Source organism: Streptomyces sp. NPDC003379 (genome assembly GCF_053589195.1).
Genome location: NZ_JBSFRK010000005.1, coordinates 21,176 through 47,748 on the forward strand (window position 1 = coordinate 21,176; position 26,573 = coordinate 47,748).

Annotated in this window: 24 protein-coding genes; 13 read left to right on the forward strand and 11 right to left on the reverse strand. The window is 71.3% G+C overall.

Annotation, left to right across the window (positions count from 1 at the left end; translation table 11 throughout):
• Positions 1-35: 35 nt before the first annotated feature.
• Positions 36-1,193 (forward strand): M20 family metallopeptidase, encoded by a 1,158-nt coding sequence (locus tag ACWDVB_RS06285; RefSeq protein ID WP_451517418.1) that lies wholly within the window; start codon positions 36-38, stop codon positions 1,191-1,193.
• Here the strand turns inward: ACWDVB_RS06285 and ACWDVB_RS06290 are convergent.
• Entirely contained in the window at positions 1,180-2,175 is a 996-nt protein-coding gene (locus ACWDVB_RS06290) for an ABC transporter substrate-binding protein (RefSeq protein WP_451517436.1), read from the reverse strand. The genes ACWDVB_RS06285 and ACWDVB_RS06290 overlap by 14 nt on opposite strands.
• Positions 2,176-2,301: 126 nt before the next feature.
• Here ACWDVB_RS06290 and ACWDVB_RS06295 point away from each other — a divergent pair, with 126 nt between their 5' ends.
• The gene (locus tag ACWDVB_RS06295) at positions 2,302-3,093 is read left to right on the forward strand and encodes an ABC transporter ATP-binding protein (RefSeq protein WP_451517417.1); all 792 of its coding nucleotides are present in this window, start codon (positions 2,302-2,304) and stop codon (positions 3,091-3,093) included.
• Positions 3,094-3,452: 359 nt separating this feature from the next.
• The gene (gene rho, locus ACWDVB_RS06300; protein ID WP_451517416.1) at positions 3,453-4,679 is read left to right on the forward strand and encodes a transcription termination factor Rho; all 1,227 of its coding nucleotides are present in this window, start codon (positions 3,453-3,455) and stop codon (positions 4,677-4,679) included.
• Here the strand turns inward: rho and ACWDVB_RS06305 are convergent.
• Positions 4,666-5,949 carry a M6 family metalloprotease domain-containing protein gene (locus ACWDVB_RS06305; protein WP_451517415.1) on the reverse strand — a complete coding sequence of 428 codons (1,284 nt, stop codon included), beginning with the start codon at positions 5,947-5,949 and terminating at the stop codon, positions 4,666-4,668. The two genes, rho and ACWDVB_RS06305, sit on opposite strands and share 14 nt — an antisense overlap.
• Positions 5,950-6,241: 292 nt before the next feature.
• Between ACWDVB_RS06305 and ACWDVB_RS06310 the strand changes: the two genes are divergently transcribed.
• Positions 6,242-6,898, forward strand: coding sequence for a TetR/AcrR family transcriptional regulator (locus ACWDVB_RS06310; RefSeq protein ID WP_451517414.1), 657 nt, complete (start codon positions 6,242-6,244; stop codon positions 6,896-6,898).
• Between the two features lie 130 nt (positions 6,899-7,028).
• Positions 7,029-8,528: an MFS transporter gene (locus ACWDVB_RS06315; protein ID WP_451517413.1), complete on the forward strand. Its 1,500-nt coding sequence runs from the start codon at positions 7,029-7,031 to the stop codon at positions 8,526-8,528.
• 13 nt (positions 8,529-8,541) lie between these two features.
• Here the strand turns inward: ACWDVB_RS06315 and ACWDVB_RS06320 are convergent, their stop codons facing one another.
• The gene (locus tag ACWDVB_RS06320) at positions 8,542-9,057 is read right to left on the reverse strand and encodes a MarR family winged helix-turn-helix transcriptional regulator (protein ID WP_451517412.1); all 516 of its coding nucleotides are present in this window, start codon (positions 9,055-9,057) and stop codon (positions 8,542-8,544) included.
• Positions 9,058-9,175: 118 nt separating this feature from the next.
• Between ACWDVB_RS06320 and ACWDVB_RS06325 the strand changes: the two genes are divergently transcribed.
• Entirely contained in the window at positions 9,176-9,946 is a 771-nt protein-coding gene (locus ACWDVB_RS06325; RefSeq protein ID WP_451517411.1) for a dioxygenase family protein, read from the forward strand.
• An 86-nt stretch (positions 9,947-10,032) separates the two neighbouring features.
• Here ACWDVB_RS06325 and ACWDVB_RS06330 read toward each other — a convergent pair whose 3' ends face one another.
• Both ACWDVB_RS06330 and ACWDVB_RS06335 read right to left on the reverse strand, forming a co-directional pair.
• Complete coding sequence (locus ACWDVB_RS06330) at positions 10,033-11,070, reverse strand: questin oxidase family protein (protein WP_451517410.1); 1,038 nt, start codon at positions 11,068-11,070, stop codon at positions 10,033-10,035.
• A 48-nt stretch (positions 11,071-11,118) separates the two neighbouring features.
• Positions 11,119-11,661 (reverse strand): N-acetyltransferase family protein, encoded by a 543-nt coding sequence (locus ACWDVB_RS06335; RefSeq protein ID WP_451517409.1) that lies wholly within the window; start codon positions 11,659-11,661, stop codon positions 11,119-11,121.
• A 182-nt stretch (positions 11,662-11,843) separates the two neighbouring features.
• On the opposite strand from ACWDVB_RS06335, the gene ACWDVB_RS06340 reads away from it, so the two are divergent.
• Positions 11,844-12,842, forward strand: coding sequence for a sigma-70 family RNA polymerase sigma factor (locus tag ACWDVB_RS06340; RefSeq protein ID WP_451517408.1), 999 nt, complete (start codon positions 11,844-11,846; stop codon positions 12,840-12,842).
• 147 nt (positions 12,843-12,989) lie between these two features.
• Here the strand turns inward: ACWDVB_RS06340 and ACWDVB_RS06345 are convergent, their stop codons facing one another.
• Entirely contained in the window at positions 12,990-13,973 is a 984-nt protein-coding gene (locus ACWDVB_RS06345) for a helix-turn-helix transcriptional regulator (RefSeq protein ID WP_451517407.1), read from the reverse strand.
• Between the two features lie 151 nt (positions 13,974-14,124).
• Here ACWDVB_RS06345 and ACWDVB_RS06350 point away from each other — a divergent pair, with 151 nt between their 5' ends.
• Positions 14,125-15,654, forward strand: a complete 1,530-nt coding sequence (locus tag ACWDVB_RS06350) for an MFS transporter (RefSeq protein WP_451517406.1) — start codon at positions 14,125-14,127, stop codon at positions 15,652-15,654.
• Positions 15,655-15,690: 36 nt separating this feature from the next.
• Here ACWDVB_RS06350 and ACWDVB_RS06355 read toward each other — a convergent pair whose 3' ends face one another.
• A complete protein-coding gene (locus tag ACWDVB_RS06355) occupies positions 15,691-16,944 on the reverse strand; it encodes an extracellular solute-binding protein (RefSeq protein WP_451517405.1) in 1,254 nt (417 codons plus the stop codon).
• Between the two features lie 143 nt (positions 16,945-17,087).
• Between ACWDVB_RS06355 and ACWDVB_RS06360 the strand changes: the two genes are divergently transcribed.
• The 5 genes from ACWDVB_RS06360 to ACWDVB_RS06380 all read left to right on the forward strand — a co-directional run bounded on the left by ACWDVB_RS06360 (position 17,088) and on the right by ACWDVB_RS06380 (position 21,939).
• On the forward strand, positions 17,088-17,771 hold the full coding sequence (locus ACWDVB_RS06360) for a TetR/AcrR family transcriptional regulator (protein WP_451517404.1): 684 nt from the start codon (positions 17,088-17,090) through the stop codon (positions 17,769-17,771).
• A gap of 135 nt (positions 17,772-17,906) precedes the next feature.
• On the forward strand, positions 17,907-18,668 hold the full coding sequence (locus ACWDVB_RS06365; protein WP_451517435.1) for a DeoR/GlpR family DNA-binding transcription regulator: 762 nt from the start codon (positions 17,907-17,909) through the stop codon (positions 18,666-18,668).
• A complete protein-coding gene (gene pfkB / locus ACWDVB_RS06370) occupies positions 18,665-19,612 on the forward strand; it encodes a 1-phosphofructokinase (RefSeq protein ID WP_451517403.1) in 948 nt (315 codons plus the stop codon). The genes ACWDVB_RS06365 and pfkB overlap by 4 nt, the downstream gene beginning before the upstream one ends.
• Before the next feature lie 55 nt (positions 19,613-19,667).
• Positions 19,668-21,620, forward strand: coding sequence for a PTS fructose transporter subunit IIABC (locus ACWDVB_RS06375; RefSeq protein WP_451517402.1), 1,953 nt, complete (start codon positions 19,668-19,670; stop codon positions 21,618-21,620).
• Positions 21,621-21,672: 52 nt separating this feature from the next.
• Positions 21,673-21,939 carry a hypothetical protein gene (locus tag ACWDVB_RS06380; RefSeq protein WP_451517401.1) on the forward strand — a complete coding sequence of 89 codons (267 nt, stop codon included), beginning with the start codon at positions 21,673-21,675 and terminating at the stop codon, positions 21,937-21,939.
• Between the two features lie 13 nt (positions 21,940-21,952).
• On the opposite strand, the gene ACWDVB_RS06385 is transcribed toward ACWDVB_RS06380, so the two are convergent.
• The 4 genes from ACWDVB_RS06385 to ACWDVB_RS06400 all read right to left on the reverse strand — a co-directional run bounded on the left by ACWDVB_RS06385 (position 21,953) and on the right by ACWDVB_RS06400 (position 26,527).
• A complete protein-coding gene (locus ACWDVB_RS06385) occupies positions 21,953-22,711 on the reverse strand; it encodes a DUF6227 family protein (protein WP_451517400.1) in 759 nt (252 codons plus the stop codon).
• Positions 22,712-22,847: 136 nt separating this feature from the next.
• Entirely contained in the window at positions 22,848-24,077 is a 1,230-nt protein-coding gene (locus ACWDVB_RS06390) for a L,D-transpeptidase (protein ID WP_451517399.1), read from the reverse strand.
• Positions 24,078-24,194: 117 nt separating this feature from the next.
• The gene (locus tag ACWDVB_RS06395; protein ID WP_451517398.1) at positions 24,195-25,220 is read right to left on the reverse strand and encodes a P1 family peptidase; all 1,026 of its coding nucleotides are present in this window, start codon (positions 25,218-25,220) and stop codon (positions 24,195-24,197) included.
• Between the two features lie 50 nt (positions 25,221-25,270).
• Positions 25,271-26,527 (reverse strand): low temperature requirement protein A, encoded by a 1,257-nt coding sequence (locus ACWDVB_RS06400; RefSeq protein ID WP_451517397.1) that lies wholly within the window; start codon positions 26,525-26,527, stop codon positions 25,271-25,273.
• Positions 26,528-26,573 lie beyond the last annotated feature (46 nt).

Consider the following 26,573-nt stretch of genomic DNA (forward strand, 5'->3'; position numbering starts at 1 on the left):
ATGAACTTAGGTTAGCCTAAGTTATCTTGCTCGCCATGGAGAAGACGACCGCCCCCACGGACATCAAGACCGCCCTGCGCAAGGGCGTTGAGACCCACCGCGACGCCCTGCTCGCCCTCAGCGGCCGCATCCACGCCCACCCCGAGACCGCCTTCGAGGAGCACCGCGCCGCCGCCTGGTGCGCCGAACTCCTCGCCGGGCACGGCTTCGCCGTGACCACGCCCGCCTTCGGCCTGGAGACCGCGGTCAGTGCGACCATCGGCTCCGGACCCGTCACGGTCGCCATCGCCTGCGAGTACGACGCGCTGCCCGGCCTCGGCCACGCCTGCGGCCACAACCTGATCGCCGCCGCCGGTGTCGGAGCGGCCCTCGCCCTCGCCCCGTACGCCGATGCACTCGGCCTCACCGTACGAGTACTCGGGACACCCGCCGAGGAGCGCGGCGCGGGCAAGGCGCTGCTCATCGACGCGGGCGCCTTCGACGGCGTGGACGCGGCGATGATGGTGCACCCCTGCCCGTTCGAGATGGCCGACTTCCGCTCCTTCGCGCTCGGCACGCTCTCGGTGACGTACACGGGCAGGTCCGCGCATCCCAGCCTCAACCCGCACGAGGGCCGCAACGCCGCCGACGCCCTGACCGTCGCGCAGGTCGCGCTCGGCCTGCTGCGCCAGCAGCTCCCGGCGCAGTGGCGGGTGCACGGCATCACCACCGCCGCGGGCACGGCGCCGAACGCGATACCGGACCGCGCCACGGCCGAGTACGAGATCCGCGCCCTGGCCGCCGAGGACCTGCGCGAACTGAGGGAGCGGGTCGAGAACTGCTTCCGCGCCGGGGCTCTCGCCACCGGCTGCGACGTCACCCTGGAGCGGCCCGAGCCCGACTACCTCGACTTCCGCGGCGACCCGGAACTGATCGCCCTGTGGAAGGCGAACGCCCGGACGCTCGGCCGCGCCGAACCCGTCGAGCGCGAGCCGTTCGCCTGCACGGACATGGGCAACGTCTCGCACCTCGTGCCGTCCATCCACCCCGTCCTGGACATCAGCGGCGGCGCCTGCGGCCCGCACGAACCGGAGTTCGCGGCGGCCGCCGTCTCGCCGGCCGCCGAGCAGGCAGTGCTCGACGGCGCGCTGGGGATGGCCTGGACGGCGGCGGACTTCGCGAACGCCCGCTCCGGGGGTGCTACTTCTTCTTGAGCGCCTCGCTGATGTCGTTCATGACCTCGTCGGCGGCCAGTGGGCCGCCGCGGGTCGACCAGACCGAGCCGTCCACGGTCACGACCTGCTTCTTCTTGACCGCGCCGAGGTCCTTGTAGGCGGGCTTCTTCTGGACGTCCTTGAGGGCCTTCTCGCCGTCCGACGTGAGCGTGGAGAGGAACAGCCAGTCGCCGTCGATCTCGTTGATCTTCTCCAGGCTGAGCGAGGGGGTGTGCGCGTTGCCGTCCTTGTTCTGGTTCTTGGGCCGCTTCAGTCCCATCTCCAGGGCGACACCGCTGGCGAACTGCTTGTTCTCCATCCAGCTCGGGCCGTCCGGGTTCCAGCGGACGATGGAGACCTCGGCGCCCTTGTTCGCGCCGAGCTCCGTACCGGCCTTCTTGGCGGCGGCCTCGTGGTCGCCGATGACCTTGTTCGCCTTGGGGAGTTCGCCCACGGCGTTGCCGATGCCCCGCAGGGTCAGCTTCCAGTCGTCGGTGGGTGCCATCGTGACGACGGTCGCGGGCGTGATCTCGCGCAGCTGCTTGAGCACCTGCTCGTCCTGCATGTCACCGGCGAGGATCAGGTCGGGCTTGGCCGCGACGACCTTGTCCATGACGGGCTGCAGCAGATTGCCGACCACGTCGATGCCCTCGACCTTGTCGGCGAGGTAGGCCGGCGGCTTGTCCAGGCCCTGGCCGTTGGTGATGCCGACCGGCTTCACGCCGAGCGCGAGGACGGCGTCCAGGTCCTCCTGGGTCAGCGTCACGACGCGCTTGGGGCGGGCCGGGACCTTCACGGCCTTGCCGGTGGCGTCCTTGATGGTGCGGGTGTCCGAGGAGCCGGAGCCGCCCTTGGCGGAGCCCTTGTCGGAGCCGTCGTCCGAGCCGCAGCCCGTCAGGAGCAGCGCCGCCGCGCCGAGCGCGGCGACCGACTGGGTCGCGCGTCGGGAGGCGATGGAGAGGGGGCGGCGGGGGACGGTCATCAACAGCTCCGGGTTCAAGGGGACATGATGGAGTGGTCGTCAGCGACCATGGTTTTGGCTAAGGTTAGCCTTACCTTAGGTCAAATTGGCAAGGGGTGAGCCCCTCGATGCCGGAAAGGCACATCCGTGGAACTCCGCGTCGAGCAGCTCACCGCCGGATACGGCGGCACCCACACCGCCGTCGACGGCGTCGACCTCACGGTCGAATCCGGCCAGGTCGTGGCCATCGTCGGCCCCAACGGCTGCGGCAAGTCCACGCTCCTGCGCTGCATGGCGCGGCTCCACCAGCCCCTCTCCGGGCGGGTGTTCGCGGGCGACGCGGACCTCTGGAAGCTCAAGCAGCGCGAGACGGCGCATCGCGTCGCCCTGCTCCCGCAGTCGCCGCAGGCGCCCGAGGCGGTGACCGTCGCGGGTCTCGTACGGTACGGGCGCCATCCCCACCAGGGGCTGTTCCGCCAGTGGTCCGCCGAGGACGAGCGCGCCGTGACGCGGGCGCTCGAAGCCACCGGCACGGCGGAACTCGCCGAGCGGCGCCTCGACCAGCTGTCCGGCGGGCAGCGGCAGCGGTGCTGGCTCGCCATGGCACTGGCCCAGGAGACGCCGGTCGTCCTCCTCGACGAGCCGACCAGCGCGCTCGACATCGGGCACGCGGTGGAAGTGCTCGACCTGGTGCGGGAGGTCGCGGCGGAGGGCCGGACCATCGTGATGGTCGTCCACGACCTCGCGGCGGCGGCGCGGTACGCGGATGTCGTCGTCGCCATGCTGGCGGGGCGGATCGTGGCGACGGGCGCGCCGCGGGACGTGGTCGACGCGGGGCTCGTCAAGACGCTCTACGGGATCGACGCGGAGATCCTGCGGTCGGCGGTGGACGGGGCGCCGGTGGTGGTCCCGGCGGTGCGGGCTCCCGTCCGGGGGTGACGTTGCTCTGCACCCGCCGCTTCACGGCGGGGTGTTTCCCGCCCACTCGCCCGTTGCTCCGCATCATGCGGCGGGCGTAGGGGGCAGGCCGTTGGTCGCATGCGGCGGCATCGCGGGGCTTTTTGGGTGCGCGTTCTTCGTCTCGTGTGTTACCTTGCCATCAGTACGTGTGTACGCCCCGGCTCATATCAGGGCGCCCGTACCGGATTTTCTTCTCCCTCTTCCGGGATCCGGCAGGCCGGTCAGGCCTTCCCTCTCACTGCTCACGCAGCAGTTTCCCTTCTGCCCGTCGTACGGGGCGTGATCATCGCCGCCCCGCCGGGCCCCCTCATTCGCATGTCCGCGAAAGGACCACTCTCATGACCGCCACCGCGACCGAACGAGTCACGCGTACCGCTTCCACCACCCGCTCCACCACCCGCTCCACCGTTCTGACCTGCACCGGGGTCCTCGACATCGCCCGCGACGGGCGCGGGTTCCTCCGCGGCGACGGGTGTCTGCCCGGCTCCGACGACGTACAGGTGCCCGCCCCGCTCATCCATCAACTCGGCCTCCGCGGCGGGGACTTCGTCGACGGCGAGTGCGCCGGGCGGGCCCGGACCCTCACCGGCGTCCACCGGGTCAACGGACGCGTGCCCGAGGAGCTGCGGGGACGGCCCCGCTTCGGGGACCTCACCCCGCTGCACCCCCGCGAAAGGCTCCGCCTGGAGACCAGCGGCGCGGGCACCGTCGCGGGCGTCGCCGGGCGGCTCGTCGACCTCGTCGCGCCCGTCGGCAAGGGGCAGCGCGGCCTGATCGTCGCGCCGCCGAGGACCGGCAAGACGGTACTGCTCCAGCAGATCGCCGCGGCGGTCGCGGAGAACCACCCCGAGTGCCACCTCATGGTGGTCCTCCTCGACGAACGGCCCGAGGAGGTCACCGACATGCGGCGCTCGGTCCACGGCGAGGTGCTCTCCTCGACCTTCGACCGCCCCGCCAAGCAGCACATCGCGCTCGCCGAACTGGCCGTGGAGCGCGCCAAGCGCCTGGTCGAGCAGGGACGCGACGTCGTCATGCTCTTCGACTCGCTGACGCGGCTGTGCCGGGCGTACAACAACGCGGCGGCCAGCGGCGGGAAGACCCTCAGCGGCGGCGTCGACGCGGCGGCGATCCAGGGCCCGAAGCGGCTCTTCGGCGCCGCGCGCCTCGCCGAGGAGGGCGGCTCCCTGACGATGCTCGCGACCGTCCTCGTGGAGACCGGATCGCGCGCCGACGAGTACTACTTCGAGGAGCTGAAGGGCACCGGCAACATGGAGCTGCGGCTCGACCGCACCCTCGCCGACCGGCGCCTCTTCCCGGCCGTCGACGTCACGCCCTCCGGCACGCGGCGCGAGGAACTGCTCGTGCCGGGCGACGAGTTGACCGCCGTACGCGGGTTGCGGCGCGCCCTGCTCGGGCGGGACGGCGCAAGCTCCCTGGAGACGCTGCTCGACCGCATCAAGAAGACTCCGAACAACGCCGCTTTCCTGCGCCAGGTGCAGCAGACCGTGCCGGGAGCGGGCACGAACGCCGGGGCAGGAAACGGAAACGGCGCTACGGCCGTGTGACGTGCACCCGATAGTCGCCGTCGTCCGTCACGTCCGCCACCGCGACCCGCACGCCCGTCTCGCGGTCGGTGAAGGTCTCGCCCGCCCCGTAGGGGGCGTCGGAGAGTTCGGCGTGGACGTTGGGCCGACGGGTGCAACCGCCGCTGTCCGCCGTGGAGTCGGAGACCCTGACCGGACCGTGGCCCGTGTCGACGTCCGCGTCCACGCGGTAGACCAGGACGCCCGCCTTGCAGACCGCCTCGTCGTTGCCGTCCCGGGTGCGGACCTCGACCGCGTACCCCGTCTTCGCGTTCAGCGGGACGAAGGCGAGCTTGGTGCCGCCGGAGCGGGCCAGCGGGGTCAGGACGTGCTGGGTGGTGCCGGGCTTCGACGCGCAGCCGACCTGGTCGTCGTCGAGCCAGCCCAGTTTCCACTTGTGCCAGGCGAGCAGGTCGTTGTTGGCGCCCCAGTCCTCGCTCATGATGTCCCAGTGGCCGACCGCGCCGCCGCCGTCCTGCGTGTAGAGGTCGGGCAGGCCGAAGACGTGGCCGTTCTCGTGGGGCAGGACGCGGAAGCCCGTCTCGTGGTAGCTGCCCGAGCCGTCGTCCTGACGGCTGTAGACGAAGGACGCGTTGGAGACGGGCACGCCGTCCGCGACCGGCGCCTCGTGGTTGCCCGCGAAGGTCACCGACAGGACCGTGTCGAGCGCGGAGGGCCCCGCGTTCGGGGTGACCAGGATGTTCACGAGGTCGTACGAGCGGAAGTCCACGTCCGGGTCGGCGGCCGCCACGATGTCCTCCACGAGTCCGCGGTAGCCCGGATCGAAGGGGGCGCCGCGCTCTATCCCGTACTCCGCGAAGGGCTTCGGCATCCGCAGCCAGTCGGGCACGGGGGATTCGGGGCGGTAGTCGAGACGCCCGTAGGAACTGGTGCGGAACCACTGCGCGGTCTGCGGGAAGAACTCCGCGAGACGGTCCATCGCGCTGCCCTGACCGGGCGCGTCGGAGAAGTCGACCATGAGGTTCAGGGCCCGGACGGTGCCGGTGGAGCGGGTGTAGCCGGGCGGAGTGGGCACGCCCTCCGACATCTGTACGCCCATCGCGCCGGTGATCATGCACGGGCCGAGCGTGGTGCCGCGGGCCATCGACACCGGACCCGCCGCGCTGGGCGAGTCCTCCATCAGGCGTCCGGTGCTCGCCGAGGTCGTGACCGCGAGGGCGAGTGCCGTGACCGAGGCGAGGGCGACACCGCGGCGGGTGGAGCGTATCCGCCGCCACATCGGCTGCTGCATACGTTGCCCTTCACTCCGCGGCAGCCGCCGGTCCTGGCTGCACCCTGTCCGATCACCCTGTGCCGGGGGGTGCGCGGGCGCTCGCTGGGCGGGACCGATCGTGGGTTTCTCACCGGTTCACATGTGACTCAGGTCACATGAAGTTCGGGGCGGTGCGGGAAATATCCGGGGAGTCCTTCCCCGTTTAGAAGTGTGTTCGCGCGAAACGGGGACTGGCTCCCCGCATCGTCCGCGGACCCCCGCACCGCCCACATCGCACCGCCCACATCCGACGACCAGAGGAGAAGCCGCAGTGGACACCGCCACCGCCCCGCAGCGCCGGGCCCCCCGCCCGCGGGCCGACGCCCTGCGCAACCGGGAGCGGATCGTCGCCGCCGCACGCGAGATGTTCGTGGAGTACGGACCCGACGTACCCCTCGACGAGGTCGCGCGCCGGGCGGGCGTCGGCAACGCCACGGTCTACCGCAACTTCGCCGACCGCGCCGAGCTGGTGCGCGAGGTCGTCCTCTTCGTCACCGACCGCGTCGCGGCCCACGCCGAGCAGGGCATCGCCACGGCCGCCGCCGACGCGAGCGCCTCCTTCGCGGCGCTGCGCACCTTCGTGCACGCCGCGGCCGACGAACGGATCGGCGCCCTGTGCCCGATGCTGTCGTCCGTCTTCGACCACGACCACCCCGACCTGCTGGATGCCCGCGAGCGCCTGGAGCAGTCCATCGAGGACCTCGTGGGCCGGGCCCGCGCGGCCGGACAGCTGCGCACCGACATCGCCGTCGGCGATCTGATGATCGCCCTCTCCCAGCTCGGACGGCCGCTGCCCGGCACGGCCTGCCCGAACATGGACCGCTTCGTCCACCGCCATCTCCAGCTGTTCCTGGACGGCCTGATGGCTCCCGCCCGCTCGGAGCTCCCGGGGGAGGCGGCGACCTTGGAAGACCTCCGGCGAAGCTGACTTTCGCGAACCCATACGCGAACGCTTTCGCGAACGGCGAACGCTTACGCGAGCACTCTTCTTTTCACGAAGTTATTCACCATTACTCCCGTCATAACACACCATTTCGTACCGCTAGGTGGCCACCTCCATGTCTGAAACAGATCCGAGGCGCTGGAAAGCCCTCGTCTTCATCGCGCTCGCGCAGCTGATGGTCGTCCTCGACGCGACCATCGTGAACATCGCGCTGCCCTCCGCCCAGCAGGACCTCGGCATATCCGACGGCAACCGCCAGTGGGTCATCACGGCCTACGCGCTCGCCTTCGGCGGCCTGCTGCTCTTCGGCGGCCGCATCTCCGACCTGTGGGGCCGCAAGCGCACCTTCGTGACCGGCCTCATCGGCTTCGCCGCCGCCTCCGCGCTCGGCGGCGCCGCGACCGGCGAGGGCATGATGCTCGGCGCCCGCGCCCTCCAGGGCGTGTTCGGCGCGCTGCTCGCGCCCGCCGCGCTCTCCCTGCTCGCGGTGATGTTCACCGACGCCAAGGAGCGCGCCAAGGCCTTCGGCATCTACGGCGCGATCGCCGGTGGCGGCGGCGCCGTCGGCCTGATCCTCGGCGGCTTCCTCACCGAGTACCTGAACTGGCGCTGGACCTTCTTCGTCAACATCCCGTTCGCGGTGGTCGCCGCCCTCGGCGCGTACTTCGTCATCCGTGAGCCGGCCGGCGGCCGCAACCGCTCGCCGCTCGACATCCCCGGCGTGGTCCTGTCCACCCTCGGCCTGGTCGCGCTCGTCTACGGCTTCACCCGCGCCGAGTCCGAGGGCTGGTCGGACACCGTGACCATCACCATGTTCGTGGCGTCGGTCGTGCTGCTCGCCGCGTTCGTCCTCACCGAGGCCAAGGTCAAGTCGCCGCTGCTCCCGCTGCGCGTCCTGACCGAGCGCAACCGCGGTGGCGTCTACCTCTCGCTGGGCCTCGCCATCATCTCGATGTTCGGCCTGTTCCTGTTCCTCACGTACTACCTGCAGATCGTCGAGGGCTACTCGCCGGTCAAGACCGGCTTCGCCTTCCTGCCGATGATCGCGGGCATGATCGTGGGCTCCACGCAGATCGGCGCCCGCCTCATGACGCGCGTACCGCCGCGTCTGCTGATGGGCCCGGGCTTCCTGCTCGCCGCCGTCGGCATGCTGCTCCTGACGCAGCTTGAGGTCGGCTCCTCGTACACCGGGCTGATCATGCCGGCGCAGCTGATGCTCGGCCTCGGCATGGGTACGGCGTTCATGCCCGCCATGTCGCTCGCCACGCACGGCGTCGAGGCCCGTGACTCCGGTGTCGCCTCCGCGATGGTCAACACCTCGCAGCAGGTCGGCGGCGCCATCGGCACGGCCCTCCTGAACACCATCGCCGCCTCCGCGACCTCCGCGTACATCGCGGACCACGCGGCCGGTGCCGCCAACCCGAAGCTCGTCCAGGCGCAGGCCATGGTCGAGGGGTACACCAGTGCCATCTGGTGGGCGGTCGGCATCCTGGCGGTCGCCGCGCTGATCGCGGCGACGTTCATCAACACCGGCCACCAGGGCGGCTCCTCGGCCTCCGGGGACTCGGCGGAAGGCGCCGAGGACGAGGTGAAGATCCCGGTGATGGCCCACTGAGCCCGGCGGCCTCCTAGCGGAGCCAGGGGAGGTCGGCTCCGGCCTCCTCCGGCTGAAGTCCCTCGGCGACGATCGTCATGATCTCGCCGAGGGACTTCTGCTGTTCCGGGGTGAGCCGGTCGAAGAGGGCCTGCCGTACGGCGGTGACATGGCCGGGGGCGGTCCTGCCGAGCACCTCGAAACCCTCGTCGGTGAGGATCGCGAGCTGCCCGCGCTTGTCGGAGGGGCAGTCCTCGCGCCGCACCCAGCCGCTCTTCTCCAGGCGCGCGATCGCGTGCGAGAGCCGGGAGCGGGTGATCTTCATGGTCTTGGCCAGCTCGGTCATCCGCAGCCGCCGCCGGGGGGCGTCGGACAGCTGGACCAACAGCCCGTAATACATGTGCGGCATCCCCGCGTCGCGCTGCAGCTGGCGGTCGAGGAAGTCGTCGAGGAGCGTCGTCGCCTGGAGGTAGACCCGCCAGACGCGCTGCTCGTCGCGGTCCAGCCAGCGCGGCTCGCCGTCCGGGGAAGGAGTGGGTGCCATATCCATGTACTCCACTGTACGAGGCCCTTCCTTGAACTTTGAACAAACCGCGCGTACGGTCGCACCATAATGCTTGAGACTTCAAATAGCCAGCCTCACGCAGACAGAGCCCCGGAGGTGCGCGATGACCCGCATGCCCGCCCTGTACCTCAGCCACGGCGCCCCACCGCTCGCCGACGACCCGCTGTGGCCCGCCGAGCTGGCCGCCTGGTCCGCGCGGCTGCCACGCCCCCGGGCGATCCTCATGGTCTCCGCCCACTGGGAAGAGGCCCCGCTGGCGCTGGCCGCCACCGAGACGCTGCCGCTCGTGTACGACTTCTGGGGCTTCCCCGAGCACTACTACCAGGTGACGTACGCGGCCCCGGGCGCGCCCGAGCTGGCCGAGTCCGTACGCGGACTGCTGCGCGCACCCGGCGTTCCCGTGCAGGACGTGCCGGACCGGGGGCTCGACCACGGCGCGTACGTGCCGCTGGTGGAGATGTACCCCGAGGCGGACATCCCCGTACTCCAGATCTCCCTGCCGACCCTGGACCCGCGCCGCCTCATGGACCTCGGCCGCAGGCTCGCGCCGCTGCGCGACGAGGGCGTGCTGGTCGTCGGCAGCGGCTTCTTCACCCACAACCTGGCCGCGCTGCGACAAGGCGGCGTCCCGTCCTGGTCGGCCGAGTTCGACGCCTGGGGCCAGGAGGCGCTGGCGGCGGGCGACGTGGACGCGCTGCTCGACTTCGCCCACAAGTCCCCGTCCGGACAGCTCGCGCACCCCCGCACCGAGCACTTCGCCCCTCTCTTCGTGACGCTGGGCGCGGCGGAGGCCACGGGGGACCTCGCTGGGCAGCGCAGTGTGATCGAGGGTTTCTGGATGGGTCTGGCGAAGAGGTCGGTGCAGTTCGGCTGAGGCCCCGTAAGGGGCGCGGGGAACTGCGCGACCAGCCACATTCGGCCCGTAGCCGGGCCACCGGCCGGCGGAGGGCACCTAGACACCTAGCTGAGCGGCTCGCTCAGCTCAACCGCCCGCAGAGCCGCCGCCAGAGCCCGCTCATCGCCGACGTCCAACGCGGTATCGGTCAGCTTGATGACGTGCTCGTCACCGTGCGCGAGGGCCCGCTCCACAACCTCTCCGGCGGAGAACGTACCGGGCGGCTCATACGCGACGGGCGCGTCCGGCGCGTACATGGCCGTCACCGCCGCCGAAGCCGTCCAGGCCGCCCGCAGACTGGGCACCCACAGGCCGCGCGGCAGTGCGGGCAGCACACGGAGCACGGCGTTGGGCGCGGTCGCCGCGTGCACCAGCATCGTCTCCTCGCCGTGGCCATGCGTGGCGTACCGGTGGGTGGCCGCCCGCACCAGCTCGGTCAGCCTGCGCCGCGCCTCCTCGGGGCCGTCCACGGAGGCCGCCCACACCGGCAGCCCCCGGACGCGGCCGAGGCGGGCGGGGAAGCCGCCTTCGGTCCGGTCGGCGATGGGCGGCACCGCGTCCAGGGCGTCGGCCGCGCTGTCGGCGCCCGGCAGCGGGGTGACGCCGGTGACCGGGCGGTGCCGGGCGGCCCAGTAGCCGAGGCCGTGCGCGAGTTCGGCGAGGCGGGGCTCGGTGGCGCCCCGCTCCAGGGACCGCACGGCGTGGCCGACCCGGATCACCGGGTGCGTCGAACCTCCGTACATCCCGGGCAGCAGCAGCGGCCACCACTCGGCGAGCACGTCGCGCCAGGGCCTCTCCTCGACCTCGCGGCGGAAGTGGGCGATCCAGTCGGCCGCCCGGCGCGGATCTCCGAGCGCGGTGTGCCGGTCGGCGTCGGTGATCGGGGCGAGGGGAGCGGGAAATTCCTCCAATTTCGGGGCGTAGAGATCGAGCCACCGGTGGACCGCCCCCGACTGCCCGTGCGCGGAGAGTGCCTCGACGGCCATCGGCGCGTGGTTGGTGAGCCGCCCCAGCCGCTCGGGCCCGAAGCCGTGCAGCCGCTCAAGGGCTTCGTCGAGGATGCCTGTGGTGTCGGTGTCGGTGCCGGTCTCGGTGTCGCTCATGCGGGGACGGTAGGCCCTTGACCCGTCGGCCCGTAACGGCCTTGCGCCCTAGGTCCGGGGGCCGAGGGGACGCTCGTACCAGGCGACGTCCCAGTACCGCCCGAACTTCCTGCCGACGTCCTCGTACGTCCCCACGTGCCGGAACCCGAAGCGTTCGTGGAGTCGGACCGAGGCCTCGTTCGGCCGGGCGATCCCCGCGTAGGCGCGGTGCAGGTCCTCGCCCTCCAGGGCCTCGAAGAGCGCCTTGTAGAGCAGTGTGCCGATGCCGCGGCCCGCGGCGTCCGGCGCGCAGTAGACGCTTACTTCCACGGAAGTGGAGTAAGCGGGCTTCGGGCGGAAAGGGCTACTGGTCGTGTACCCGAGCAGCCGGCCCGGGTGGGCGCCGGAATCCGGCTCCTGGGCAACCAAGAGGCGGTGAGGGCCGTCTTCGGGGTGGGAGAGCAGCCAAGGGCGGCGCTCTTCCGGCAGGAAGACGACGGTGTCGAAGGTGATGGCCGTCTCACGTACGTAGTGGTTGTAGAGGTCGGTGAGGGGATCGAGATCGCTCTCCACCCCCGGCCTGACCTGCACCTCTGTACGCCCTGACATCATCCGGCCTCCCCCTGTGGCGCGACAGGGTACTGCACCGTCAGGAAAAAAGATGTGCGGCTTGGGAATTCTGTCCGGATTCCAGTCGTTGTTTCCATCGGATGCAGGGCACCCGAGGGTGTGCCATCCGCCACAGAGGCCCCAGCAAAGGGCCGGCCAGGACAACCACACGCAAGGGAGCACGCATGGCAACCCGTGCCGTCGCCCGTCGCAAGTCCGCCTCCGGCGAGACCAACGCGGCACGCAGTGTTCGCGCTGTAGGCGGGGAGATCGCCGACCGCGACCTGGTCGGCATGTACCTCGACGAGATCGCCCGTACGCCACTGCTCGACGCCGCCAAGGAAGTGGAGCTGTCCCAGATCATCGAGGCGGGTGTCTACGCCCGCAAGATCCTGGACGGCGAGGTCGAGGACAGCAGGATCACCGCGGACCGCGAGGAGCTCGAAGCCCTCGTCGCCGACGGTGAGCGCGCCAAGGACGTCTTCATCCGCTCGAACCTCCGCCTCGTCGTCGCGGTCGCCCGCCGCTATCCGCGCAGTGGCCTGCCCCTCCTCGACCTGATCCAGGAGGGGAACGCGGGCCTGGTGCGAGCGGTCGAGAAGTTCGACTATGCCAAGGGTTTCAAGTTCTCGACGTACGCCACGTGGTGGATCCGCCAGGCCATCACCCGCTCGATAGCCGACCAGTCCCGCACCATCCGCCTCCCCGTCCACCTGGTGGAGGAGCTGGGCCGCATCCGCCGCGTGCAGCGCGAGTTCAACCGCGAGCACGGCCGGGAGCCTGAGCCCGCGGAGATCGCCGCCGAGCTGGACTCGACGCCCGCGCGCGTCATCGACGTCCTGGACTGGGCGCGCGACCCCGTCTCGTTGAACATGGGCGTGGACGACACGGGCGACACCCAGTTCGGTGACCTCCTCGAGGACACCTCGGCCGTCTCGCCCGAGCAGTCCGTCCTCTCGCTGCTGCGCAGCGAGGAGCTGGGCGGCCTCCTCGGCCGCCTCGACCAGCGCACGGCCTCCATCATCAAGATGCGGTACGGCATCGAGGACGGGCGGGAGCGGACGCTGACGGAGGTCGGCAAGGAGCATGGGCTCACCCGCGAGCGGATCCGGCAGATCGAGAAGCACGCGCTTCTCGAACTGAAGAAGTTGGCGCGGGACACCGGGTTCGACGCGGTGGCCTAGGCGGCCGGCCCTGGGCGGGCCATTAGCCGGGCCCCGGTGCCATCCCCCCCGGCACCGGGGTCCTTTTTCGCGCTTCGCGCGTTGGTTTCCCGCCCTCCCCCCCGGCAAAAGCGCCGTACCCGAACGGCAAAACCCGCGCTGGTCGCCTCACCCCGGCGGCTGCTCCGTCGCTCGGGACAGGCGGGTGCCCAGGTCTCTGAGGCAGGTCACCAGGGCCTCGGGGCCGTGCGCCGTGAAGTCGCAGTCCACCAGGGCCAGGCGGACCGCCAGCCATTCGATGGAGTCCGTCGCCGTGCCGCGCAGACGGCAGCGGTGCTCGTCCAGCGGTTCCACCGTGCCGAGCGCCGAGGGCAGCCGGGCCACGACGGACTCCGCGGGCGCGGCGAAGGTCACGTCGATCTCGTACGACTGCTGCCCCCGCCAGACCGACTGGCGGATGAACTCCGCGGCGTCCCCCTTCGGCAGCTCCCGCGGCACGAACCGCGCCCCCGTGGCGAACGGGTCGGCCACCCGGTCGACGCGGAACGTCCGCCAGTCCTCGCGGTCGATGTCGTACGCCACGAGGTACCAGCGCCGCCCCGTCGAGACCAGGCGGTACGGCTCCGTCAGGCGGCGCGACTCCGTCCCGTCACCCGCCCGGTAGGCGAACCGCAGCCGCTCGTGGCCCGCCGCGGCCGACGCCATCACCGTCAGCGTCTCCGGCGCGATACTCGCCCCGTCTCCGCTGGTCAGCGGCGTCGTCGCGGTCTGTAGCGCGGAGACCCGGTGGCGCAGACGGGCGGGCAACACCTGCTCCAGCTTGGCGAGCGCCCGTACGGACGCCTCCTCCACGCCCTCCACGGCGTGCCCCGCCCCGGCCCGCAGCCCCACCGCGATCGCCACGGCCTCCTCGTCGTCGAGGACCAACGGCGGCATGGCCTTGCCCGCGACCAGCCGGTAGCCGCCGGTCGCGCCCTGACTGGCCCGCACCGGATAGCCGAGGTCCCGCAGCCGGTCGATGTCCCGCCGCACGGTACGCCTGCTGACACCGAGCCGCTCGGAGAGCTCACCGCCGGGCCACTCGCGGGGCGTCTGGAGAAGGGAGAGCAACTGGAACAGCCGGGCGGGCGTATCGGCCCCGGCCGCGCTCATGCGGCGCCCCCCGGGCAGCCCGAAGCCACGGCGTCCGGGAAGGCCGAAGCCGCGTCCGTCGTCACGCCCGTCATCTCATTCGTCGTCATGACGTTCACGATGCCGCAGAACTAGGACACAGGCTGACCTATACGCGTCCTAGCCTCCTCCCATGACTTCACCGAGCACCACTTCCGCCCCTGTGGGACAGGAGGCCACCGCCGACCGGCGACGTTGGTTCGCCCTGGCCATCGTGATGACCGCCGCCTTCATGGACCTGGTCGACGTCACGATCGTCAATATCGCGATTCCGTCGATCCAGCGGGACGCGGGCGCCTCGTTCAGCCAGATCCAGTGGATCACCGCGGGGTACACCCTCGCCTTCGCCGCCGGTCTCATCACGGGCGGGCGACTCGGAGACATCCACGGACGCAAGCGGCTCTTCCTGATCGGCATCACCGGCTTCACCGTCGCCTCCGCGCTCTGCGGCTTCGCCGCCAGCCCGGAGATGCTGGTCGCCTCGCGCATCCTTCAGGGCGGCATGGCCGCGCTGATGGTCCCGCAGGTGCTGTCCATCGTCCACGCGACCTTCCCCGCCCACGAGCGCGGCAAGGTCTTCGGGCTCTTCGGCATGGTCGTCGGGCTCGGCGCGGTCTCCGGACCGCTCCTTGGCGCGCTGCTCACCGAGTGGAACATCCTCGGCCTGGAGTGGAGGCCGATCTTCCTCATCAATCTGCCGGTCGGCATCGCCGGAATCATCCTCGGCCGGAAGTTCATCACCGAGTCCAAGGCCCCGAGGGCCCTCAAGCTCGACCTCGTCGGCGTCGTCCTGGTCACGCTCGGCCTGCTCATGCTCATCTACCCACTGACCCGTGGGCGCGAGCTGGGCTGGCCGACCTGGGGCTACGTCATGATGGCCGGCGCGCTCGTCGTCTTCGGCGCCCTCATCGCGTACGAGAAGTGGAAGACGGCGAAGGACGGCTCGCCGCTCGTCGAGCTGTCGCTGTTCAAGGTGAAGAGCTTCGCCGCGGGCATCGCCGTACAGACCGTCTTCGGCGTCGTGATGGGCATCTTCTTCCTCGTCTGGACCCTGTATATGCAGTTCGGCCTCGGCTGGACCCCGCTGCGCGCCGGCCTGACCGGCGTGCCGTTCTCGATCGCCGTCTCGGCGGCCGCCGGCCTGTCCGTGCAGAAGCTCGTGCCCCGCTTCGGCCGCAAGGTCCTCCAGGCCGGGGCCCTGGCCATGGCCGCCGGCCTGCTGATCTACATCTGGGAGGCGGACCGGTACGGCGCGGACATCTCGCCCTGGCAGATGACGCTGCCGCTGGTCGTGATGGGCGTCGGCATGGGCCTGATCGTGGCGCCGCTGACGGACGCGGTCCTCTCGGACGTGCCGCAGGAGCACGCGGGTTCCGCCTCCGGGCTCATCAACACCGTGCAGCAGATGGGCACCGCGCTCGGCCTCGGCCTGGTGTCGGTGGTCTTCTTCGGGGTGATCGACGAGCGGGTCGCGCCGAGCCGGCTCCCCGCGGAGTACATGGCCGGATTCGAGAACGCGCTGTGGTGGGCGGCGGGCGTGCTCGCGGTCATCTTCCTCATCATGTTCGCGCTCCCGGCGAAGCCGAGGCAGCACGTGGAGGGCGGCGACGAGCCGACGCCCGCGGCCGAACTCCCCGAGAAGGAGCCGGCACTGATTTCTTGACCCTTACGCCAAAGAACGGCCCAGCCCAGCGGAGCGCTAAAGCTCCGCCTGGGCCGCCGTCGCGTCCAAGGACTCCAGAACAGCCTTCGGGCTGCCCCCCTTGGCCACCGCCTCGCCGATCCGCGCGCGCACGGCGGCCCTGACATCGGGCCACGAGCCGAGGTTCGTCGGCTGGAAGCGGGCCTGCGGCATCTGGTCGATGAAGTCCCACATCGGCCGCTGCCGAGGGTCCTTGCGCAGGGCGTCCGACGCCGAACCGGTCACCGGCAGCGCGGACTGCCCGCCGCCGTACGCCACGGCGGACTTGCTGCCGTACAGGTAGCTCAGGAACGTGCCGCACCGCTCGCGCCGCCCGTTCCGCCTGAACGCCATCAGCCAGTCGTTGAGCCCCACCGGCGGCGCGGCGCCGCCGAGCTTCTTGGGGAACGGGGCGTGCGCGTAAGGGAACTTGGCCCGGTCGGCGGCGCCCATCAGGACCGGATGCGCGATCATCATGCCGATCCTGCCGCGCAGGAACTGGGCGTACGCGTCCGTCCTGGAGAGCTTCGAGGGGTCCGCGCCCGCCAGGCCCTCGCCGACGAGGTTGTCCCGCAGCCAGGTCAGCGTGTCGATGTTGCTGGGGCTGGCGAAGTCGTAGCCGGTCAGGCCGGAGTAGCCGCCGCCGTCCGCGAGCAGCCAGGCCAGCGCCTCGTCCTCGGCGGCCTCCGGGCCGAGCTGCAGCCCGTAGGGGGTCGGGACGCCGATCGCCTTCAACGCCTTGGCCGCGTCGTGCAGTTCGGCCCAGGAGCGGGGGGCGTTGATGCGGGCCTGCTTGAAGAGGGCCTTGTTGTAGAAGAGCCGTGGGGTGCTGGCGAGGAAGGGCAGGCCGTACTGGACGCGGTTGACCATGCCCGCCTCCGCGTACGAGCGGATGAAGTCGCCCTCGGTGCGTACGTCGAAGAGGTCGTCGGCGCCGTAGAGCCTGTCGTCCTCGGCGTACGGGGCGAAGAAGTTGGACTGTGCGATGTCGGGGGCGTCGCCGTCCTTCACGCGCCGGGCCAGGGTCTGGTCGAGCTTGGCGAACGGGACGCGTTCGAGGTCGACTTGGATGTCCGGGTGCGCCTTCTCGAAGGCGGCGACGACCTTGCCCCACTGGTCGCCGATCGAGGAGCCGACGCTGTCGTCGTAGCTGGCGACGAGGAGCTTGAGGGGCGTCTCGGTCTCGGCGGAACAGGCGCTGAGCCCGGCGGCGCCGAGAGCGGTGGCGCCGGTGAGCCCGGCCGTGTGGAGAAGGAACTGCCGACGACGCACCGCTGTTGCCACCTCTGCCTCTACGGTTCTACGGGCCCTGTGGGTTCCGTAGCTTTCGCGAGCTTTCGCGGTGGCAGATTCTGCCATAGGGGCAGCTTGTGCCGGAGAGGCCCCCGGGTGGGGGCTGGCATAACCTGCCTCTCATGCCCGCCCGTTCGCAGCCACCACCGCCACCACCACCGCAGTCAGCGCACTCGGCTCAGTCCCGGCAATCCCCGCAGCCTTCACTCACGGAGCGGCGGAAGAGCGAGACCCGCCTCGACATCGCCCGCACGGCCGCCTCGCTCTTCGCCACCGACGGACTCCGCGCCACCCGCGCCGAGGACATCGCCCGCGCCGCGGGCGTCGCGCCGCGCACCTTCTACCGCTACTTCGCCACCAAGGAGGAGGCGGTCGCCCCGCTCTTCACCGCCGGTGCCCAGCAGTGGGCCGAAGCGGTGCGGCAGGCGCCGGACGGCCTCTCGGTCCCGGACGCACTGCGGCACGCCGTGGCCCACACGCTCGCCGCCGGGGACGCGGGCGCGGCGGAATCCCTGGAGTGGGTGCGCTCGCTGCTGCGGATGTCGGAGCAGAGCCCGGCGCTGCGCGCGGTGTGGGCGGACACGTGCCACGCCTCGGAGCAGACGCTGCTTGCGGTCCTCGTGGAGCGGACGGGCGGGGACGGGCCGCCTCTTGAGCTGAGCCTCGCCGTGGCCGTCGCGAGCGCGGCGGTACGGGTGGCCGTCGAGACCTGGGCTGCGGGCGACGCCCCCGCCGACGGCCCCGATGGCCCGACCGCGCTGGCGGCCCGCTGTCTCGGCGCACTGGACGCCTTCCCCTGGCCGTAAAAAATCCGTGAGGTCACGCAGAACCGGAAGTCCGATTGTGTCCACGTCACGCCCGTAGATGTTTACTTTCCCGAAATCCAGCCGTACTGTCCCTCTGAAACCACAGGAACGGGCATGCGGCGGAGGCAAACGGACATGTACGCACCGGAGCGACAGCAGGAGATCCTGCGGCTCGCGCGAGACGGCGGGCGGGTCGACGTGCTGTCGCTGGCCGAGGAGTTCAAGGTCACCGCGGAGACCATCCGCCGCGACTTGAAGGCACTGGACCGCGCCGGGCTCGTACGCCGTGTGCACGGCGGGGCCATACCGGCCGGGCGCCTGGACTTCGAGCCGGACCTCGCCGAGCGCGAGGGCACCGCCGCGGACGAGAAGGACCGCATCGCCCGCGCCGCCCTCGGCGAGCTGCCCGCCGAGGGCAGCGTCGTCCTCGACGCCGGGTCGACCGTCGCGCGGCTCGCGGCGGCTCTCCCGCTGGAGTCGACGCTCACCGTCGTCACGCACAGCCTGCCGACCGCCGCCCGCCTCGCCGACCACCCCGGCATCCAGCTCCACCTCATCGGCGGCCGGGTCCGGCAGCGTACGCGCGCGGCCGTCGACGCCTGGGCTCTACGGGCGTACGGAGAGATCCGCGCCGACGTCCTCTTCCTCGCCGCCAACGGCTTCTCCGCCGAGGCCGGGCTCACCACCCCCGACCTCGCCGAGGCCGCCGTGAAACGCGCGGCCGTCGCCGCGGCCCGCCGGGTCGTCCTGCTGGCGGACTCCGCCAAGCACGGCCAGGACCACTTCGCCCGCTTCGGCGACCTCACCGATGTGGACCTACTGATCACAGACACCGGCCTCGCCCCCGACGAAGCCGCCACCATCGAACGGGCCGGCACGGAAGTAGTACGCGCATGATCCTCACCGTCACCCCGAACCCCTCCCTCGACCGTACCTACGAGGTGCCCTCCCTCGACCGCGGCGAGGTCGTGCGCGCCACCGGTGACCGTATGGACCCGGGCGGCAAGGGCGTCAACGTCTCGCGGGCCGTGGCGGCGGCGGGTGTACGGACCGTCGCCGTGCTGCCGCTCGGCGGCGCGCCCGGCGCGCTGGTCGCCCGGCTCCTCGATGAGCAGGGCATCGAGGCGGCCCCGGTGCCGGTGGCCGGGCAGACCCGTTCCAACATCGCGGTCGCGGAGCCGGACGGCACTCTGACGAAGATCAACGCCCTCGGCCCCGAACTCTCCGAGGCCGAGCAGGAGTCCCTGCTCGCCACCGTCGGCGAGAAGTCCGTCGGCGCCGACTGGGTCGCCTGCTGCGGCAGCCTCCCGCGCGGCCTCGCGCCCTCCTGGTACGCCGAGTTGGTGTCCCGCGCCCACGCGGCGGGCGCCCGTATCGCCCTGGACACCTCGGGCCCCGCCCTGCTCGCCGCCCTCGCCGAACGCCCCGACGTCGTCAAGCCCAACGCCGAGGAGCTCGCCGGAGCCGTCGGCCGCCCCCTCGCCACCGTCGGCGACGCGGTCGAGGCGGCGGAGGAACTGCGGGAACTGGGCGCGCACGCCGTACTCGCCAGCCTCGGCGCGGACGGCCAGCTCCTGGTGGACCCCTCGGGCGCGTACTTCGCGAGCGCCCCGGTCGACACCGTACGCAGCAACGTCGGCGCCGGTGACTCCTCCCTGGCCGGTTTCCTGATCGCGGGCGGCACAGGGGCGCGCGCCCTCGCCTCGGCCGTGGCGCACGGCGCCGCCGCGGTCCAGCTGCCGGGCAGCGTGATGCCGTCGCCCTCGGACCTGAGGCCGGAGGCGGTCACCGTGACGGCCGACGTCCCGCTGGACCGCGTACTGACAGAGCCGGCCTCATGAGCCGCCCCTACGCCCACGCCCCACACGCCCACGGAACGAAGCCAAGGAGCCCGCGATGACCGACGTGATCACCGCGGATCTGGTCGACCTCGATCTCGACCTGTCCGCAGAAAGCAAGGAAGCCGCGGCCCGCTCCCTCGCCGAGCGCATGGTGGCCCTCGGGCGCGTGACCGACCTGGACGGGTTCCTCGCCGACGTCGCGGCCCGCGAGGCGCAGATGCCGACCGGCCTGGACGGCGGCATCGGCATCCCGCACTGCCGCAGCGAGCACGTCACCGAGCCGACCCTCGCCTTCGGCCGCTCGGCCCGCGGCATCGACTTCGGGGCGCCGGACGGCCCGGCGGACCTGATCTTCCTGATCGCGGCCCCGTCGGGCGCGGACGACGCCCACCTGACGATCCTGTCGTCACTGGCGAGACAACTGATGGACGCGGACTTCACGGCCGCACTGCGGGCCACGACGGACGCGGAATCGGCAACGGCCCTCATCCGGGGCAACGGGCGCGCGGACGGGAAGGCACCCGCGCGAAGCGTGGAACAAGAAACAGAACCCACCACCCCGCAGCCCTTCCGCATCGTCGCCGTCACCTCCTGCCCCACAGGCATCGCCCACACCTACATGGCGGCCGAGTCCCTGGAGAACGCGGCCCGCGAGGCAGGCGTAGAACTGACCGTGGAGACACAGGGCTCGGCAGGCTTCACCCGCCTGGACCCGGCGGTCATAGCCGCCGCGGACGCGGTGATCCTGGCCCACGACATCCCCGTAAGGGACAAGCCACGCTTCGCGGGCAAGCCCACGGTCGACGTGGGCGTGAAGGCGGCCATCAACCGCCCGGCGGAACTGATCGCACAGGCCCACGAGAAGGCGGCCCGCGGCGAGACGACCGCGGGCGCCAAGGACCCGAGCCCGGTCGACGACACCGGGGAGAGCGGCGACGGCTACGCCACCAAGCTGCGCAAGTGGCTGATGTCCGGCGTGAGTTACATGGTCCCCTTCGTCGCCGCGGGCGGCCTCCTCATCGCCCTCGGCTTCGCCATCGGCGGCTGGAAGATCGACAAGGCGCCGTCCGTCGCCGAGCACTTCATCTGGACGGACCACACCAGCTGGGCCGCGCTGCTGTTCCAGATCGGCGGGCTCGCCTTCGCCTTCCTGGTCCCGGTCCTCGCGGGCTACATCGCGTACGGGATGGCCGACAGGCCGGGTCTGGTCCCCGGCTTCGTCGGCGGCTCGGTCGCCGTCACCATCAACGCGGGCTTCCTCGGCGGTCTCGCCGCGGGCCTGATCGCGGGCGCCGTCGTCATGGGCGTCCAGCGGGTCCGCATCCCGGCCGTGCTGCGCGGCATCATGCCGGTCGTGGTGATCCCGCTGATCTCCTCGGCGGTGGTCGGCTTCCTGATGTTCCTCGTCGTCGGCAAGCCCATCGCGTCCCTGCAGAGCGCGCTGACCGACTGGCTGGAGGGCCTCTCCGGCGCCAACGCGATCATCCTCGGCGTCATCCTCGGCCTGATGATGTGCTTCGACCTCGGCGGCCCGCTGAACAAGGTCGCGTACGCCTTCGCTGTGGGCGGCCTCGCCCACCCGACCGACGGCAGCCTCAAGGTCATGGCCGCGGTGATGGCGGCCGGCATGGTGCCGCCGCTCGCCATGGCGCTCGCCACGACCGTGCGCGGCAGGCTCTTCACCAGGACCGAGCGGGAGAACGGCAAGGCGGCCTGGTTCCTGGGCGCCTCCTTCATCACCGAGGGCGCGATTCCGTTCGCGGCCGCCGACCCGCTGCGGGTGATCCCCGCGTCGATGGCGGGCGGCGCGGTCACCGGCGCCCTGTCGATGGCCTTCGGCTGCACCCTGCGCGCCCCGCACGGCGGTGTCTTCGTGGTGCCGCTGATCGGGCATCCGCTGCTCTACCTCGTGGCGATCGCCGCCGGTGTCTGCGTCTCCACGGTCGTGGTGATCCTGCTCAAGGGCGCGGGCGCGCGCATGTGCGACTTGCGTCACTTCAGGACCTAAGCCCCATAACCCCCCTGTCGGAAGTCCCTGCCCTTGTTGTCTACTGGGCCGCATGTTCCGGGATGTCTCGATCGTTCAGCAGATAGGCGTGACCGTGCTCGCCGTGGCGACCGTGGCCTGGGCCGTCGGTCTGGTGCGGGTGATGCGCAGGGACCGGACCTCCCCAAGCTCTCCACTCCGGTCGAGCAGGGGAGGCTCCATCCCGGGCCAGCAGGGCCCACCGCGCGCGGAGACCGTGGAACTCACGGCGGACGAACGGGCCGCCTTCGCCGGACTCGTACGCCAGTACGGCGGCCAGTACGGCGACGGGCGCTCGTAGCCCCGAAGCCTTCCTACTGGCCCGGCGCCGCGCCCGTCGCCCTGCGCTCCATCGCGGCGCGGGCCGCCTCCTCGGTGGCGTACACCTCGCACATATGGCGTCCGTCGGGCGTCAGCGTGTGCTCGACCTCCCACAGGCTGATCTCGCCGCCGTCGAAGAGCAGGAACGCGTGCTCGTAGAGCGAGAAGCTCAGCCGCGCCTCGCCGCTCAGGCCGGGGCGGCCGAAGGCCTGCGTTATCTGATGGGCGAACGCCGCGCGCAGCAGGCGCGCGATGTCCTCGCCGGGGCGGTCGTCGTTCTCCGCGCGCCGCAGCAGCCGGCGCGCGTGGTCCGCCGAGTCGTCGGGGGCGTACGAGTGACGGGGCACGGAGTCGGCCGGCATCTGGAGCACGAAGGACCGGCCGCAGACGGGCGGGTCGGGCGGCAGCGGCAGCCGCGACGTGGCGACGCCCGCCTCCTCCTCGTCGGCGTAGATCTCATACGTCGGGGCGCTGCCCGGCGTCGTGTTGTGCACGAGTTCCCAGAGCGTGAGCACGGACGCGTCGGCGAGCAGCCAGGTGTGTCTGTACGTCTCGCGGTGCAGCCCCGCGCTGTGGTGCGCGGAGTGCAGGGAACTGTCGTACGCGAGGGCCGAGTCGAGGCGGCCTATCACCTCGTCCGGCAGGTCGAAGGAGTTCAGGGCGCGGCCGAGGAGTCGCTCGAGGTGCTCCTCCGGAGAGTGTGGCTCGGGCGACTCGGGTGGCTGGTACGCCGTTTCGTACGGAACGCTCAAGGCTTCTCCCGGCGTTGCTGCATGTCACCTGGTGAGTGCATACCGTAGCCCCTGGGTCCGACATCATGCCCGGGAACGGGAAAACGCGCGAGCCACGTGGGAAGTTCCCACGTGGCTCGCTCAGTTGAGGGGTGCGTCAGCTCGCGCTGCCCGCCGTCCACTCGCTCCACGACATGTTCCAGCCGTTGAGACCGTTGTCCGGGGAGATCGTCTTGTCGGGGGAGCCCTTGACCGTCACGACGTCACCGATCAGGGAGTTGTTGAAGAACCAGGCGCCCTGTGTGTTCGGGTCGCCCGCGCCCCGCGCGTCCTGGAGGCCGACACAGCCGTGGCTGGTGTTGGCGCTGCCGAAGATCGACGGCGAGCCCCAGTAGTTGCCGTGGATGAAGGTGCCGGACTGGGAGAGCCGCATGGCGTGCGGCACGTCCTTGATGTCGTACTCCCCGCCGAAGCCGACCGTGTCGCCGTTCATACGGGTCTGGGTGAACTTCTCGGAGATCACCATCTTGCCGTTGTACGTCGGGTTCGACGCGCTGCCCGCGGAGATCGGGATGGTCTTGATGACCTTGCCGTCCCGCTCGACCGTCATCTTCTTGGCGTTGACGTCGACGGTGGAGACCTGCGCGCGGCCGACGGTGAAGGTGACCGTCTTGTGCTGCACGCCGGTGATGCCGTTGCCGCCCTTCACGCCGTCCAGGTCGATCTTCATGGTGACCTTGGAGCCGGCCTTCCAGTACTCCTCGGGCCGGAAGTCGAGGCGCTGGTTGCCGAACCAGTGGCCGACGACCTTCTGGCCGCTGGTGGACGTCACCGTGATGTGCGACTGGACGTCCTTCTTCTCCGTGATCGCCTTGTCGAAGTTGAAGGAGACCGGCATGCCGACGCCGACCGTGGTGCCGCCGTCCGGGGTGTAGCTGCCGATGAAGCTGTTGGCCGAGGAGACGGTGGTGAACGTCGCGTTCTCCGTCGCCGCGTTGCCCTTGGGGTCCTTGGCGTTGGCGGTGACCTTGTACTTCGTGCCGCGCTCCAACTGGCCCTTGGGCTTCCAGGTGGTGCCGTCGCCGGAGATGGTTCCCTCGACCGCGGTGCCGGACGTCACCGACGTCATCTTCACGCTGGTCAGCTTGCCGCCCTTGACCTTCACGCCGGTGGCGTTGATCGAGGCGTCGGTGGCGCCGTCCTTCGAGGAGATGGTGATGTCGGCGCCCTTGGCGGCGGAACTCCCGCCCTTCTTGTCGTCCTTGGCGCCCGCGTCGCCCCCGCAGGCCGTGAGGGTCAGCGCGCCCACGGCGGCGAGCGCGGTGGCGGCCAGCAGGGCACGGCGCCGGGGGTTGACTACGACCGACCTTGTCACGGGCTGCTCCAAGTACGTGTTCTGATCCAGTACGTTCTGTTCCAGTACGACTAAAGAGCGCCCCGTGGCGCGGAGAGGTTCCCTCCGGAGGGTGTGAGAACGGGCACACCAGGTGCCCAACACGCGCTCCTACGCGTAGAGATCGCGGTACGCGGGGAACGTGCCGCCCGGCGTCCGGACGGACTCCGCGGCCAGCATCGCCCGCACGATCGCGGCCGTCACCAGGTCGGCGCCCGCGGCGAGGATCTCGTTGAGCGCGAGCGGGCTGCCGGCGTCCAGCGGGCGCTCCCCCGTGGCGAGGGCGAAGACCGTGTCACCGTCGTTGAGGAGGTGGACGGGCCGCACGGCGCGCGCCATGCCGTCGTGCGAGGTGCCGGCGAGCTTCTGCGCCTGCGCCTTGGTCAGTTCGGCGTCGGTGGCGACGACGGCGAGTGTGGTGTTGAGGGGCGGCGGCCCGTTCCCGGCAGCGGCCTCGGCTAGGCGCCGCGCGGCCTCCTCGTGCACCTCCGGCGCGGGGTAACCGACCCGCTGCCCCTCGAAGTACCGCCCGTACAGCGCACCCGTCCTCGGATCGAACCCCGACCCCGCGGCGTTCGCCACGACCAGCGCCGCGACCGTGATGCCCGAGTCGAGGCGGACGCTCGCACTGCCGATACCCCCCTTCATCTTGCCGACCACCGCGCCGGTCCCCGCGCCGACGTTGCCCTCCTCGACGGGCGTGAACGGCTCGGTGCGCGCGGCCGCCTCCACCGCGGCCCGCCCGGTCGCCGCGTCGGGGCGGGCCCTGAAGTCGCCGCCCCGGCCCAGGTCGAAGACGCAGGCGGCGGGGACGACGGGCACCACGTGGGAGGGATCGGCGCCGACCCGCACCCCTCGGCCCCGCTCCTCCAGCCACGCCATCACCCCGGACGCGGAGTCCAGACCGTACGCGCTGCCGCCGGTGAGCACGACGGCCTCGACGCGCTGCACGAGGTTGCGCGGATCGAGGGCGTCCGTCTCGCGGGTGCCGGGCCCGCCGCCGCGCACGTCCACGGCGGCGACGGCGCCTCCCTCGGGCGCCAACACGACCGTCGTCCCAGTCAGTTGTTCGTCTCCGACGAGCGTGGCATGCCCGACGCGCAGGCCCGCGACATCGGTCAGGGAGTCAGTAGTCATACGCCGATGCGTATCACGCGCGGTGGTTCACGAGGTCCGGGCGGCGCGATTCATGCGGGCCTGGTGGCGCGGTTCATACGGGCGGTGAGCGTCACCCCCGTCACGACCGTCGCTGTCGCCACGAGACCCGCCACGAGCACCGCCCAGCGCCCCGCGAACGTACTCGCCAGCGTCGCCAACGCGCTCACCGGCAGCACCATTTGCTGGGCGAGCCCCACCTTGAAGTACCGCGCGTGCAGCGCCCACACGGTAATCAGATAGAGCGCCGTCGGGACCGTCACGGCGGCGGACGCGGCCAGCGTCGAGAGGTGCGGCGCCTGGCCCACGGCCTGCTCGACCGCCACCTCGATCCCGGCCCCGATCGCCGCGGCCGAGCCGAGGATCACGTAGTGGCCATACCCCCACAGGAACGCCTGGTGGTTGCCGTGCAGCCGCCCGTGGGCCGGCACGACGAAGTAGATCCACCACGCGGCGAAGACGATGAGCAGCCCACCCGCGGCGATGGGCAGGAGTTCGTCGAGCGCGTCGTTCTCCTCGATGCCCGACTTCACCGCGACCGTCGCCGCCGCGATCGTCTCGCCGAGCACGATGATCGTGAACAGTCCGTACCGCTCCGAGATGTGGTGCGGGTGCCAGGCCGTGGTGTACTTCCGCTCCGCGATCACCGGCACGCACATCTCGGCGACCGCCATCACGAGGAACAGCCACGGCCGGGCGTCCTCCGGCAGGAACAGCAGCCCCGACCAGCCGATCTGGCAGATCACCACCCCGATCGCGTACCGCAGAGCCGTGGTCCGCTCGGCACCGGTCGCCGCCCCGGCCGCGCGCAGCCACTGCGAGGAGAGCGCGATCCGCATGATCAGGTAGCCGAGCCAGATCAACAGGAAGTCGTGGTCCTGGAAGGCCCGGGAGACTCCGGCGGCGAAGACGAGGACACCGGCGATCTGGATCAGCGTGACCACGCGGTACAGCACGTCGTCGTTGTCGTACGCCGAGGAGAACCAGGAGAAGTTGACCCAGGCCCAGAACAGCGCGAAGAACACCATCGCGTAATTGAGGATGCCCTCGCCCGCGTGCCCCTCGGCGACCGCGTGCACCAGCTCGGCACCGGCCTGCGCGACCGCCACGACGAAGCAGAGGTCGAAGAAGAGCTCCAGCGGTGTCGCGGCGCGGTGCTTCTCGTCCCGCCCGCGGGCGACGAGCGGCCGCAGCGGCTTGGAGAAGCCCGGCGGCGAGGGGCGGGAGGTGGGGGTGCCGGGAGCGCCGGGGGTGCCGGGGGAGTCGGCGGAGTGGGGGGATGACGTCATGCGCCCAGAACACCAGAAGACGTCCGCCGATCCGGGCCGCGCCGCG

Bases quoted from the DNA above. Each gene is read 5' to 3' on its own strand.
- ACWDVB_RS06320 (WP_451517412.1), bottom strand. From the start codon at position 9,057: ATGGATATGGCACCCACTCCTTCCCCGGACGGCGAGCCGCGCTGGCTG.
- ACWDVB_RS06340 (WP_451517408.1), top strand. From the start codon at position 11,844: ATGGCAACCCGTGCCGTCGCCCGTCGCAAGTCCGCCTCCGGCGAGACC.
- ACWDVB_RS06365 (WP_451517435.1), top strand. From the start codon at position 17,907: ATGTACGCACCGGAGCGACAGCAGGAGATCCTGCGGCTCGCGCGAGAC.
- ACWDVB_RS06305 (WP_451517415.1), bottom strand. From the start codon at position 5,949: ATGCAGCAGCCGATGTGGCGGCGGATACGCTCCACCCGCCGCGGTGTC.
- ACWDVB_RS06380 (WP_451517401.1), top strand. From the start codon at position 21,673: ATGTTCCGGGATGTCTCGATCGTTCAGCAGATAGGCGTGACCGTGCTC.
- rho (WP_451517416.1), top strand. From the start codon at position 3,453: ATGACCGCCACCGCGACCGAACGAGTCACGCGTACCGCTTCCACCACC.
- ACWDVB_RS06335 (WP_451517409.1), bottom strand. From the start codon at position 11,661: ATGATGTCAGGGCGTACAGAGGTGCAGGTCAGGCCGGGGGTGGAGAGC.
- ACWDVB_RS06395 (WP_451517398.1), bottom strand. From the start codon at position 25,220: ATGACTACTGACTCCCTGACCGATGTCGCGGGCCTGCGCGTCGGGCAT.
- ACWDVB_RS06350 (WP_451517406.1), top strand. From the start codon at position 14,125: ATGACTTCACCGAGCACCACTTCCGCCCCTGTGGGACAGGAGGCCACC.
- ACWDVB_RS06375 (WP_451517402.1), top strand. From the start codon at position 19,668: ATGACCGACGTGATCACCGCGGATCTGGTCGACCTCGATCTCGACCTG.
- ACWDVB_RS06345 (WP_451517407.1), bottom strand. From the start codon at position 13,973: ATGAGCGCGGCCGGGGCCGATACGCCCGCCCGGCTGTTCCAGTTGCTC.
- ACWDVB_RS06325 (WP_451517411.1), top strand. From the start codon at position 9,176: ATGACCCGCATGCCCGCCCTGTACCTCAGCCACGGCGCCCCACCGCTC.
- ACWDVB_RS06400 (WP_451517397.1), bottom strand. From the start codon at position 26,527: ATGACGTCATCCCCCCACTCCGCCGACTCCCCCGGCACCCCCGGCGCT.
- pfkB (WP_451517403.1), top strand. From the start codon at position 18,665: ATGATCCTCACCGTCACCCCGAACCCCTCCCTCGACCGTACCTACGAG.
- ACWDVB_RS06285 (WP_451517418.1), top strand. From the start codon at position 36: ATGGAGAAGACGACCGCCCCCACGGACATCAAGACCGCCCTGCGCAAG.
- ACWDVB_RS06290 (WP_451517436.1), bottom strand. From the start codon at position 2,175: ATGACCGTCCCCCGCCGCCCCCTCTCCATCGCCTCCCGACGCGCGACC.
- ACWDVB_RS06360 (WP_451517404.1), top strand. From the start codon at position 17,088: ATGCCCGCCCGTTCGCAGCCACCACCGCCACCACCACCGCAGTCAGCG.
- ACWDVB_RS06330 (WP_451517410.1), bottom strand. From the start codon at position 11,070: ATGAGCGACACCGAGACCGGCACCGACACCGACACCACAGGCATCCTC.
- ACWDVB_RS06315 (WP_451517413.1), top strand. From the start codon at position 7,029: ATGTCTGAAACAGATCCGAGGCGCTGGAAAGCCCTCGTCTTCATCGCG.